At 65.2% G+C, this 12,029-nt stretch carries 8 protein-coding genes; 1 reads left to right on the forward strand and 7 read right to left on the reverse strand.

Translation table 11 applies throughout. The annotated features are described in order from the left end of the window. Positions 1-58 precede the first annotated feature (58 nt). The 5 genes from OX459_RS18870 to OX459_RS18890 all read right to left on the reverse strand — a co-directional run bounded on the left by OX459_RS18870 (position 59) and on the right by OX459_RS18890 (position 8,744). Positions 59-4,288 (reverse strand): two-component regulator propeller domain-containing protein, encoded by a 4,230-nt coding sequence (locus OX459_RS18870; protein ID WP_289906166.1) that lies wholly within the window; start codon positions 4,286-4,288, stop codon positions 59-61. A gap of 54 nt (positions 4,289-4,342) precedes the next feature. Then, positions 4,343-5,512, reverse strand: a complete 1,170-nt coding sequence (locus tag OX459_RS18875; protein ID WP_034751717.1) for a patatin-like phospholipase family protein — start codon at positions 5,510-5,512, stop codon at positions 4,343-4,345. Between the two features lie 41 nt (positions 5,513-5,553). Next, entirely contained in the window at positions 5,554-7,329 is a 1,776-nt protein-coding gene (ggt, locus tag OX459_RS18880; RefSeq protein ID WP_289906167.1) for a gamma-glutamyltransferase, read from the reverse strand. Between the two features lie 84 nt (positions 7,330-7,413). Next, positions 7,414-8,172 (reverse strand): 3-hydroxyacyl-CoA dehydrogenase, encoded by a 759-nt coding sequence (locus tag OX459_RS18885; RefSeq protein ID WP_289906168.1) that lies wholly within the window; start codon positions 8,170-8,172, stop codon positions 7,414-7,416. A 152-nt stretch (positions 8,173-8,324) separates the two neighbouring features. Beyond that, the gene (locus OX459_RS18890; RefSeq protein ID WP_289906169.1) at positions 8,325-8,744 is read right to left on the reverse strand and encodes a hypothetical protein; all 420 of its coding nucleotides are present in this window, start codon (positions 8,742-8,744) and stop codon (positions 8,325-8,327) included. Between the two features lie 296 nt (positions 8,745-9,040). Here OX459_RS18890 and OX459_RS18895 point away from each other — a divergent pair, with 296 nt between their 5' ends. After that, positions 9,041-11,101, forward strand: a complete 2,061-nt coding sequence (locus OX459_RS18895) for a TonB-dependent receptor (RefSeq protein ID WP_289906170.1) — start codon at positions 9,041-9,043, stop codon at positions 11,099-11,101. 129 nt (positions 11,102-11,230) lie between these two features. Here the strand turns inward: OX459_RS18895 and OX459_RS18900 are convergent, their stop codons facing one another. Both OX459_RS18900 and OX459_RS18905 read right to left on the reverse strand, forming a co-directional pair. Further along, complete coding sequence (locus OX459_RS18900) at positions 11,231-11,581, reverse strand: glycine zipper family protein (RefSeq protein WP_289906171.1); 351 nt, start codon at positions 11,579-11,581, stop codon at positions 11,231-11,233. 13 nt (positions 11,582-11,594) lie between these two features. Beyond that, positions 11,595-11,981 carry a hypothetical protein gene (locus OX459_RS18905; protein WP_289906172.1) on the reverse strand — a complete coding sequence of 129 codons (387 nt, stop codon included), beginning with the start codon at positions 11,979-11,981 and terminating at the stop codon, positions 11,595-11,597. Positions 11,982-12,029: the final 48 nt, after the last annotated feature.

Below are 12,029 nucleotides of genomic sequence, written 5' to 3' on the forward strand. Positions count from 1 at the left end.
GTGCCTGGCCGTATTCTACCCAGTTTCGCCGCGCGCTCCATGGCCGGCATTGCCTATTTTACATTTCCTTGCCCGAAACGGCTATTTGCGCCAACAGTGCGCGCAATTGCGGCAAATGCAGGGACACCTGCGTCCAGCGCCCGCCGTCCGCCGCTTCCTCCATTTCCGTGCACAGCATGTGCAGCTGTGTTTCATCGAGATAGGCGGCGCTGCCCTTCAAACCGTGCAGCAGGCGCCCGGCGTTGTCCTTGTCCTGCGCCGCCAGGGCGTCGTCGAGTTCACGCAAACGCCCTTCCAGGTCGGCGACGAAGGCGACGCGGATGCGCCGTTGCAGTTCGCCGCTGCGGATGGACTGGGAAGGCGCCGCGACAGGAACTGCCGGCGCGATGCCGAACAGGGCGTCGAGTTCGGCCTGTCCCCGCGCCGTGCCGCGCGGCGCGTTCGACGGCATGCGCGGCAACATGAAACCGCGCTGCAGCTGGCGCTCGATGGCGCGCGCCAGCAAGCCATGCAGCACCGCCTCATCGACGGGTTTGCTGAGGAAATCATCCATGCCGACGCCAAGATAGCGGCTGCGGTCTTCTTCGCTGGCGTTCGCCGTCAGGGCCACGATCATCAATTCCTGGTCGCGCACGGGCTGGTCCGGCCAGCCGCCCACGCGGATCAGGCGCGTCGCCGTGGCGCCGTCCATCTCCGGCATGCGCCCGTCCATCAAGATCAGGTCATAGCGCGTATGCACGCAGGCCGCCACCGCCAGCACGCCGTTGGCGACCACGTCGACCCGGTGCCCCAGCTCTTCGAGCATGACGCGAATGATGATCTGGTTGGTGGGGAAGTCTTCCGCGCACAGCACGCGCAACTGGTGGCTGTGCGGCGCCAGCGCCACCTGCGGCACCAGCGGCGGCGCCACGCCATCGGCCAGCGGCAAGGTGAAGGCAAAGGTACTGCCCTGCCCCGGCGTGCTGGCCACCTCGATCTGGCCATCCATCAGTTCGACCAGCTGGCGGCAGATCGCCAGGCCCAGTCCCGTGCCGCCGTAGCGCCGCGTGGTGCTGGCGTCAGCCTGCTCGAATTTCTGGAACAGGCGCGCCATGGCATCGGCATCGATGCCGATGCCGCTGTCGCTGACGGTAAAGCGGATCAGGTTGACCTTGCGTCCGCCGCTGCCGCTGGCCACGCCGGCCCGCTCGACGCTCACGCTGACGCCGCCGCGCTGGGTGAACTTGAAGGCATTGCCGACCAGGTTGACCAGCACCTGGCGCAAGCGGGTCGGGTCGCCCACCACGAAGGGCGGCAGGTCGGGCGCGAAATCGATGGCGAAACCGATGCTGCGCGCGGCCGCCTGCTCCTCGAACAGGGTGACGACCGTCTCGATCGCCGCGCCGAGCGCGAAGTCAATGTTTTCGATACTCAGCTTGCCCGCCTCGATCTTGGAAAAATCGAGCAAGTCATTGATGATCACCAGCAGCGACTGGGCGTTGGCCTGGCCGCGCAGGATCTGCTCACGCGTGGCGTCGTGCAGCTGCTCGTCGCGCAAAGCAAAGCCCAGCATGCCGATCACGCCGGCCAGGGGCGTGCGCATCTCGTGGCTCATGTTGGCCAGGAATTCCGACTTCTGGCGCGTCGCATCCTCGGCCTTGCGCTTGGCCTGGCGCAGGCTTTCCTCGTTTTTCGTCAAACTGCTGTTGACTTGCGCCAGCTTTTCCGACTGGGCCAGCACTTCGATTTCCTTGCTCTGCAACTCCGCCGTGCGTTCGCTGACCTGCTTTTCCAATTCATTCTGCTGATGCCGCAGCGCGCGCACGCGCTGGCGGTACGCGCCATAGATGACGCCCAGCAGCAGCGCCGCCATCAGGGTGCGGAACCACCAGGTTTTCCAGAACGGCGGCAGGATCGTGATGGCCAGGGTGGCGCCGCTCTCGTTCCACACGCCGTCCTTGTTGGCCGCCTTGACGCGAAACACGTAGTTGCCGGCATCGAGGTTGGTATAGGTGGCAAAGCGCCGCCCCGCATCCGTCATGACCCAGTCCTGGTCGAAGCCTTCGAGCCGGTAGGCGAACATATTGCGCTGGGGCGCGGCGAAATGCAGGGCCGCGAATTCCAGCGAAAAGACGCTTTCGCGGCTGGTCAGCACCAGGTTGCGCGTATGGTCGATCGCCGCCTTGAGCACGTGCGCGAACTCGCCGCGGCCGATGGCCACCGGCTTGTTGAATATCTGCAGCTCCGTGATGGCCACCAGCGGCGGCACGCGGTTGTCGTGGATATCCTCCGGCACAAACGCCGTCATGCCGTTGAAGCCGCCGAAATACATGGTGCCATCGGCCGCGCGCAGGGCCGCGCCATCGAAGTACGAGCCTTCCACCGTGCCATCGGCGCTGTCGTAATTGCGGAACAGGCCGCTGCGCATGTCGAGCCGCGTGATGCCGCTGTTCGTGCTCAGCCACAGCTGCTCGTTGTCGTCGCCGAGGATGCTGGCGACGGCGTCGTCGGCCATGCCATCCTTGCGCACGAAGCGCCGGAAGCGGATCTCGCCCTTGGCGTCGACGTCCATGCGGTTCAAGCCATTGGCCGTGCCCACCCACAGCACGCCGCGCTTGTCTTCGTGCAGGTAGTGCACCTCGTCGTGGCTCAGGCTATGCGGGTTTTGCGGATCGTGGCGGAAATGGCGAAAGTGGCCGCTGGCGCGGTCCAGCAAGTCCAGGCCGTGGAAGGAACCGATCCACAAGCGCCCCTTGCCGTCTTCCAGCACGGGCCGCACCATGTTGTCGGACAGGCTGTTCGGGTTGGCCGGGTCGTGGCGGTAGGTGGTAAAGCGGCGGCTGACGGGGTCGAAACGGTGCACGCCGCCCCGCGTCGAGACCCACAGCATGCCGCTGCGGTCGCTCACGATATTGCGGATCGTGTCGCTGTTCGGGTCGCCGGCGGCAAAGCGCATGGTAAAAAAACGCCCGAGGGCCGGATCGAAGCGGTGCAAGCCCGTCGAGCCGCCCACCCACAGCACGCCGTCCGGCGCCTTGTACAGCGTCGTGACCTGCTCGTCGCGCGACATGCCAGGCGAGCTGCGCAAGTCGAACAGCCGCGAGCTGCCGTCGCGCGTGTCGTACAGTTTCAGGCCGCCCTTGGTGGCCAGCCACAGCTTGCCATCGCCCGCATCGGCCACGGCGCGCACCTTCTTGTCCGCCAGCGCGCCCACGTCGCCGGGCGCGCGCGCCATGCGCGAAAAGCCGCCACTGCCCAGGTCGACCCGGCTCACGCCGCTGTACCAGGAGCCGACCCAGAAGGTACCGGCGCGGTCGCGGTACAAGGACGACAGCTGGTTGTCGGCGACGCTGAATTTGTCGCCCGTCTGGTGCCGGTATTGCAGGAAGGTGTCGCTCGCGGGCAGCCAGCGGAACAGGCCATCGGCATTGCTGCCCAGCCAGACAGTGGCGTCGACATCCTGGTACAGGCTGGCGACGCGGATGGCGGAAAAGCCATGCTTCTCGCCGAAGCGCACGCGCGCCTGCGGCGGCTGTCCGGCGCCGCCCAGGCGCCAGCGCTCGGCGCCGGCCATGGTGCCGATCCACAGGTTCTGCTGGCGGTCGATCAGCAGCGACTGGATCACGTTGTATTTCGAGCCAGGCTCCGTATCGACGGCAAAATGCTCGAAGCGCTCGCTGCCCGGCGCCAGCATGTCCAGGCCCGTTACCGTGCCGATCCACAGGCGCTGTTGCGCGTCCAGCGCCAGCGCCTTGATTTCATTGTCGCCCAGGCTGTGCGGGTTGCCCTCTTCATGGTGCCAGGTGCGGAAGGTGCCCGTGGCCGGGTCGAAATGCTGCAAGCCGTCCGAGGTGGCGATCCAGAAGCCGCGCGCGCCATCGTCGAGGATGGCGTGGATATGCCGGTTGCCGTTGCCGCGCTTGCTCTTTTCAGCCGGGACGTAATGGATGAAGGTCTGGCTGGCGGCGTCGAAGCGGTCCAGGCCATTGTCGGTGCCGACCCACAGCTGGCCCTGGCTATCGACATGCAGCTCGCCCACCCAATTGTCGGCCAGGCTGGTCTTGTCGCCCTCGATATTCTTGTAGACGACCATGCGGTAGCCATCGTAGCGGCTCAGGCCAGACTGGCTGCCGAACCACATATAGCCCTGCCGGTCCTGGGCGATGGCCAGCACCGATTCCTGCGCCAGTCCCTGATCGACGCTGAGCTGGTCGAAACGCAGGGTGGGCGCAGGCGCCGCCGCGGCCGGGACGCCCAGCAGCAGAATTAACAGTAAAGCAACATCGCAAACACGTCGAAATACCAGCACAATCGTCCTGTCAAAAAAAACGCGAAAAACCCGCACACCGCTCCAGGGGCCGTCTCAGGAACCAAAGAACGCCAGGACATCATCCTTGCGGGCTTGCGTATCGCGCTGTCCAAGACGGATCAGCTCGTTAGTATACGTCGATTCGAACAATAAATACGATGCCAGCGCCGCGCCGCGCGCTTCGGCCGCGCCGATACCCGACAACATGGTGCGGATGGGGCGGGGCAAACTGCCGATATGCCGGCTGGCGATGGCGTCGAGCCGCTCGGACGGCGCGATGACCAGCAACTCCACAGGCCGCAAGGCCGTCTTGCCCAGCAATTCGGGCGGCAACATCGACAGGGTCAGGTTGATGCGGTTCAGGCGCTCGATGTCGACGGCCAGGCCGTCGAGGAAGATCGACGACAGCGCGTGGCCGGCAATCTGCGCCAGGCTCGGGTAGCGTGCCGCTTCGGACGCGGCGGGCGCCGGTTCCGTCATGCGTCCCGCCCCCACCACCAGCACCTTGTTCGCGCCCAGGTGGATCGCCGGCGAGATCGGCGCCAGCTGGCGCATGGAACCGTCGCCGCAATACTCGCGCTGGCCGCCCACGTAGAGGGGCACGGCGGGAAAGATGAAGGGGATGGCGGCCGAGGCGAGCAAGTGCTCCACGCCGATCTGGTCCGGCAGGGCCAGGCGCTGCGTGCGCACCCAGGGCGCGATATCCTCGGCCGTCTGGTAAAACGTCATGTGGCGGCTGCCCGAGTACGACGACGCCGTCACGGCCAGCGCATGCAGCAGGCCGTCGGCCAGGGCCGCGTCCAGGCGCGGCAGGTCGAGCATGCGGTGCAGCAGGCTGACCAGCGGCGTATTGTCGAGCAGGGAACTGGGCGGCGACGCGTGCCACTGGCGCAGCAGCCAGCCGAACGACAGCAACGACAGCCAGCGCGCGCCCGAGCGGATCACGCCCAGCGAATCGGCCCGGTAGACTTGCTCGACTTCGATGTGCTGCCACACGTCGAGCAGCTTTTGCACGCCTTCGCCGAAGTTGTCGGCACGGCAGGCCAGCGCCGTGGCGTTGATGGCGCCGGCCGAGGTGCCGCAGATGATGTCGAACGGGTTGCGCGCCGGCGCCCAGCCCGCTTCCCACAAAATCGCCGAAATCGCCTGCAGCACGCCCACCTGGTAGGCGGCACGGGCGCCTCCTCCCGTGAGTATCAAGCCTGTTTTATTTTGCATTCCCATGCCGGCAGATTAGCAGGGTCTTGATACTTTGTGGAAAAGTTTCAATCTCCCTTGACCATGCCTTCACGACGCGGATCGGCACCGCCAAACCAGAAATCCTTGCCGTGCGCATTCAGCCGCATGATGCCCTGTAGGCCGGAATTCTGTTCGATCACGCGCACCTCGTGGCCCATCGCCTGCAGCGCCTCGACTTGCGCGACAGGCGCGCGGCCCTTTTCCAGCTCCGTCGGGCCATTGCGGCTGCCGAAGTTCGGCAGGCTGATGGCTTGCTGTACGTTCAAGCCCCAGTCCATGGTGCCGACCAGCACCTTGGCGACATAGTTGATGATGGATGAACCGCCGGGCGAACCCGTCGCCAGCACCAGCTTGTGCGTGCCCTTCTCGAACACGAGGGTGGGCGACATGGCGCTGCGCGGACGCTTGCCCGCTTCGACCCGGTTGGCGATGGGGCCGTCCGCATCGCGCGAATCGAACGAAAAATCCGTCAGCTGGTTATTCAGCAAAAAGCCGTCGACCATCTGGCGCGAACCGAACGCGTCTTCCACGCTGGTGGTCATCGACAGGCCGCCCCCAAAAGCATCCACCGCCACCAGGTGCGACGTCGACGGACGCTGCAAGGCGTTGTCCATGCCCCACGCCACCTGCATGCCCGGCGGCGTGCCAGGCAAGGCGCGGCCCATGGATTTCTCGCCGATCAGCGAGGCGCGCTGCGCCAGGTAGGTTTTATCGAGCATCGAAGCGACGCCATTGCCCGGCAGCGGCACGAAGTCCGTGTCGGCCACGTAGCGGTTGCGGTCCGCGTAAGCCAGGCGCCCCGCTTCCGAGAACAGGTGGATCGCCCGCGCATCGAGCACACCGTCGACGGGCGCATACGGCCGGATATCCTTCACTTCCAGCATGCCCAGCATCTGCGCGATGGCGATGCCGCCCGACGATGGCGGCGGCATGCCGCACACGGTCCAGGCCTTGTAATCGCTGCAGACGGGTTCGCGCACCTTGGCGCGGTAGCCGGCGATATCCTGCGCCGTCAGCTTGCCCGGATTGGTCGGATGCGCCGCCACCTTGGCGGCGATGTCGCGCGCGATGCGGCCGTTGTAAAACGCGTCGGCGCCGCCACGGGCGATCTCGCGCAGGGTGCGCGCCAGCTGCGGGTTTTTCAGCACGTGGCCGACGGGCCAGGCCTTGCCGTCCGGGTCATAGAAATACGCGGCGGCGACAGGGTCGCGCTTCAGGGCCTGGTCCCAGTTCAGCAGGCCGTTGAGGCGCTGGCTGACGGGAAAGCCGCCGTGCGCCAGCTTGATGGCGGGGCCGAACAGGGTCGCCCACGGCAGCTTGCCGTGCTCCTTGTGCGCCAGTTCCAGCATGCGCAGCACGCCCGGCGCGCCCACGGAACGCCCGCCCACCACGCCCGTGGCGCGCGAGACGGGACTGCCGTCGGCATTCTGGAACAGGTGTTCATCGGCGCTGGCAGGCGCCGTTTCGCGTCCGTCGAACGCTTGCACGCCCTTGGCCGTGGAGTACAGCAAAAAGGCGCCGCCGCCGATGCCCGACGATTGCGGCTCGACCAGGGTGAGCACCAGCTGCGTGGCGATGGCCGCGTCGATGGCGCTGCCGCCCTTTTTCAGCATCTGGTAGCCGGCATCGGCGGCCAGCGGATTGGCGGCGGCGACCATGAATTTCTGTGCCGCCCAACCCGATTTTTCCGCATACGCAGTGGCGATTTCCGGTGCCTTTTGCGGCACTTCGGCAAATGCGGGACTGGCAGCGAGGGCTCCCAGCAAGGTCAGGCTCAGTGCCAGCGGCTTCAATATGATCATGGATTCTCCGATAAAAAAAGGGCGCACAGCCAGGCAAGGCTGTACGCCCCATACGGGGGTATCCTACATCAAATCACGCTAGGCTTATTTGGGCTGCATGCGGATGGCGCCATCTAAACGTATCGTCTCGCCATTGAGCATGACGTTTTCCACGATGGCTTTCACCAGTTGCGCGTATTCGCCGGGTTTGCCCAGGCGCGAAGGGAACGGCACCATCTTGCCCAGCGCATCCTGCACTTCGGCCGGCATGCCCAGCAACATCGGCGTTTCGAAAATGCCGGGCGCCACCGTCATCACGCGAATGCCGTTGCGCGACAGGTCGCGCGCCATCGGCAGGGTCAGACCCACCACGGCCGCCTTCGACGACGCGTACGCGGCCTGGCCGATCTGGCCATCGTAGGCCGCCACGGAAGCCGTGTTGATGATGATGCCGCGCTCGCCTTCGGCCGTCGCATCCTGTTTCGCCATGGCGTCGGCCGCCAGGCGGCACATATTGAAGGTGCCCACCAGGTTGATGTTGACGACCTTCTGGAACAGGGCCAGCGGATGCGGGCCATCCTTGCCCACGGTTTTCACGGCAGGCGCCACGCCGGCGCAGTTGACCAAGCCGCACAAGGTGCCCAGCTTCGTGGCTGCCGCCACCACGGCCAGGCCGTCCTCTTCCGACGTCACGTCGCACTGGACGAACACGCCACCGAGTTCAGCGGCCAGCGCCTGGCCCGCTTCCGCCTGCACGTCGGCCAGCACAACCTTGCCGCCGGCCGCCGTCAGCATGCGCGCCGTGGCCGCGCCCAAACCCGATGCGCCGCCCGTGATGATGAATACATTGTCCTGAATCTGCATGAAATCTCCTGAGTGATAAGGGCCGTGTTCCCGGCGCCTGATGGTTGATACATGATGCCATCATTACGTTTACGTAAACGTAATGTCGGCGACAATTGTAGCCATTTTTATGGTCACCGAGCGAAAACTTGCAGCGCTGGCGAATGAGAAAGTTAAAAACACTGCATGAAAGCGCCATTGCGGTGGCAGATGCGCCCATTGGCATCGAGCGTGGCATTGCCCGCGCCGTTGTAGCGCGCGCCTGCCGCATCGCGGCAACCGCCTGAATCGCATGAGCCGATGGGCTGCGGCGCGCGCGGCATCGGCACGGCGGGGCTGGGAGGCAGGGGCGCGATGGGCACGACCGGTGACGCAGGCTGCGCCGGCATGCGGCCGATCACCTGCGCCACGGAACGGCGCGGCTGCACGGGCGGCGCCGGGCGGCACGGCTCCACCGCCAGCTTACCGCTGTCGCGCGGGTCGAGCTGGCACACGGGCAAAGGCTCAGTCAAGGACTCGGCAGGCGCCGCCTGCTCCTGCGCCCGGGCATGGCCGCCAGCGAGCAGCACGGCGCATGCCAGTGCCGATATCATTTTTGCCAGCCTCTTCATGCCGCCTCCCAAGCATCCATCGCAACTTTCATTATTGGCACACGCCGCGCCAGATGCCAGCGCGGGTAACAATTTGTCACGCTTGTACCTGCCATGCGCACAGCGTAACGGTGTTTTATTTCCTTCCAGCACTTTCCTTCTTGCTAGTATGGCATTACAATAAGAACGATTCTTATTCTCATTCGCAGGATGGGAGCGCATTTTTTACTCTTTTCATTCATTCATACCCGAGCCACCCGGAAGGCAGCCAGGAAATAACAACATCCGGAAAGTTCACCATGACCAAGCGTAGTCCCGCCTTCGCAGCCCCCGTTTCCACTCCCGCCCGCTCCATGCATTCCGCCGCCCTGCTCCTGCCCTGCCTGCTCTCACTGGCCGTCAGCAACGCCTGGGCCGAAGGCAATGTAGCCGCCGATCCCACCATGAACACGGTAGTCGTCACGGCGTCCGGCACGGCCATCGACATCAAGGATGCGCCGGCCAGCATCAGCGTCATCACGCGCGAGGAAATCGAGCGCCAGCCCGTGTATGACTTGAATACCTTGCTGCGCCGTATCCCCGGCGTGACGGGCGGCACCGGCCCCGAAGGCGAAGCGTCGAAGATCAAGCTGCGCGGTTTGCCCGACAAATACACCCTGATCCTGGTCGACGGCAAGCGCGTGGGCAGCTCGAGCGACACGGCTTACCGTCCCGACCTGGGCCGTCAGGACTTGAACTGGATCTCGCCCGACATGATCGAGCGCATCGAAGTGGTGCGCGGGCCCATGTCGTCGCTGTACGGTTCGGACGCCATGGGCGGCGTGATCAACATCATCACGCGCAAGGTGCCGGGCAAGTGGAACGGTTCGGCCACGGCCAACTACACGCAACCGCAGGAAAGCGACCGCGGCACGGCGCACCAGCTGGGCGTGAACCTGGCCGGCCCCCTGTCGGACACGGTGGGCATGCGTCTGGGCGTGGGCCAGACGCGCCAGAACCCCGATGAAAAAGCCGCCGGCAAGGCGGGCGGCATGGGCGGCGAACGCAACCAGACTGTCTCGGGCCAGCTGAACTGGGCGCTGGGCAAGAAGCAGAACCTGTCGCTGGACGCCAGCTACGGCAAGCAGCAATCGACGGATTCGACCACGCTCGATGCGGACGGCTACCCGCTGTTCGGCGCCTGGGGCGCGAGCAAGCTGATACGCAAGAGCGCCAGCCTCGGCTACGAGGGCCGCTGGGACTTCGGCAAGACCACGGTCAACCTGTATCACAACGATTTCGATAACGAAGTCGTCGGCACGGTGGCCAAATCCAAGGACAGCACCCTCGATGCCAGCCTGGAAAAACGGGTCGGCTGGGGCGGCATCGAACAGATGCTGGTGATGGGCGGCCAGTGGAAGCATCAGGAACTGACGAATACGGACACCATCGGCACCATCCCCACCGATTACCTGGGCAACCCCGTGAGCGGCGCCACCCTGTCGGGCACTACCTCGGCCCTGTTTGCGGAAGATCAGCTGTTCCTGCGCGAAAACTTGACGGCCACGGCCGGCTTGCGTCTCGACCATCACAGCAAATTCGGCAACCATTACAGCCCGCGCCTGTACCTGGTGTACCACCCGGCTCCCGCCTGGACCATCAAGGGCGGCGTCTCGCAAGGCTTCCGCGCCCCCAGCCTGAAGGAAAACTCGCCGGCGGCAGCCACGCAGTCGGGCGGACGCGGTTGCGGCAGCTTGAAACCGCTGGGCTACATCACGGGCGGCTGCTACATGGCCGGCAATGCGGACTTGAAGCCGGAAACGAGCACGGCCGGCGAGATCGGCGTGGCGTGGGAACAGAATGGCTGGGACGTGGGCCTGACCTACTTCCACACGGATTTCAAGAACAAGATCGACTATGCGCCGCTGGGCTTTTACCAGAAGCAGTGGTGGACCAAGATGACGAATATCCAGAAAGCGCGCACCAGCGGCCTGGAAGCGACGGCCACCATCCCGCTGACGAAAAACCTGAACTGGCGTAACAACGTCACCTACATGGCGGAAGCGAAAAACCTGACCACGGGCGCCAACCTGCTGTCGACGCCGAAGCTGTCGTGGTACTCGGCGCTGGGCTGGCAAGTCAACGACCAGCTGTTCGGCGAAGTCTCGGCCCAGTACACGGGCAAGGAACTCGACGCCGGCAAGCTGGCCGACAAGGCCTACACCATCGTCGACACCGTCGTGTCGTACAAGGTCACGCCGCAATGGACCGTGCGTGGCGGCGTGCAAAACCTGTTCAAGAAGGGTCCGATGGCCGATGGACTGGTCGACTATTACGTGCCGGGACGGCGCATGTTCGTCGGCCTGACGTCGCGCTTCTAAACACGCCTGTCAAAACCTGCTGCGCGTCGCGGGTTGCGGTCTGCGATGCTCACTGTACCTCCGTACAGTTGCGCGTCTCAACCGCATCCCCCTTCCGCTCGCTACGCTTGTGCCAGGCATTGTAACAACCTAGTACCGGGGCGGCGGCGTATCGGGCGGCGGCGTGGCGGCATTCGCCGGCACGCTGCCCAGCATCCACCCGGCCGCGGGCACCTTGTGGCCGCTCGCATACATGCATTTCTGATAAGAATCATCGTAGCTGCGCTGCATGCCATGCGAGGAACTGTCGGCCGCGCCCGTGCCGGCCAGCTGCGCCTGCGCGTAGCCACGGCAACTGCCGTCATCGACGCGGAATTGCTCGGGGCTCTTGCCCGTGCCGGGCAAGGCCGTGGCCGACGGCCCTTCCGGCATCGCCGTGCAGGCGGCCAGCAGCAGGGGCGCCAGCAGGCCGGCACGCCCCATCAAGGCTTTCGTGTTCATCTTCGCCTCCCCGTCAGCGCACGCTGGTCGGCAGCACGGCACGCCATGCCGTACTGCAATTTTTCACATAGGGATAATAGCCCTGCGGTCTCGCGCAGTAGTACCACATCTGCGCCGTCGGCTCGCCGCCCTGCTCGATGTACACGGGCGGCGGCTGCACGACCAGGGTGCGCCCATATGGATAGGGATAGCCATACCACGGGTCGCCATACCAGCCAGGCCCGTAGCCATACCACCAGGGATATCCCACCCAGACGCCCACGTGCGAACGACCATGGAAGTGGCCGTGGCCGCCGTGAAAGCCGCCATGCCGGCCCGGCGCCGCCTGGGCCACTCCCGCCGTGACCGCCAATACCAACAGCGCCGCCAGCGCGCCGCCCTTCCTGCTGATGCTGTCCATGACATCCTCCCGCCTTCATGCCCAACTGTGACGCTCATTCCATTATTG

The organism is Janthinobacterium sp. SUN026 (genome assembly GCF_030397625.1).
GTDB lineage: Bacteria > Pseudomonadota > Gammaproteobacteria > Burkholderiales > Burkholderiaceae_D > Janthinobacterium > Janthinobacterium kumbetense.

Excerpts from the sequence above, each read along its gene's own strand:
- OX459_RS18890 (WP_289906169.1), bottom strand. The coding sequence starts at position 8,744 with ATGATATCGGCACTGGCATGCGCCGTGCTGCTCGCTGGCGGCCATGCC.
- OX459_RS18905 (WP_289906172.1), bottom strand. The coding sequence starts at position 11,981 with ATGGACAGCATCAGCAGGAAGGGCGGCGCGCTGGCGGCGCTGTTGGTA.
- OX459_RS18900 (WP_289906171.1), bottom strand. The coding sequence starts at position 11,581 with ATGAACACGAAAGCCTTGATGGGGCGTGCCGGCCTGCTGGCGCCCCTG.
- OX459_RS18885 (WP_289906168.1), bottom strand. The coding sequence starts at position 8,172 with ATGCAGATTCAGGACAATGTATTCATCATCACGGGCGGCGCATCGGGT.
- ggt (WP_289906167.1), bottom strand. The coding sequence starts at position 7,329 with ATGATCATATTGAAGCCGCTGGCACTGAGCCTGACCTTGCTGGGAGCC.
- OX459_RS18895 (WP_289906170.1), top strand. The coding sequence starts at position 9,041 with ATGACCAAGCGTAGTCCCGCCTTCGCAGCCCCCGTTTCCACTCCCGCC.
- OX459_RS18875 (WP_034751717.1), bottom strand. The coding sequence starts at position 5,512 with ATGGGAATGCAAAATAAAACAGGCTTGATACTCACGGGAGGAGGCGCC.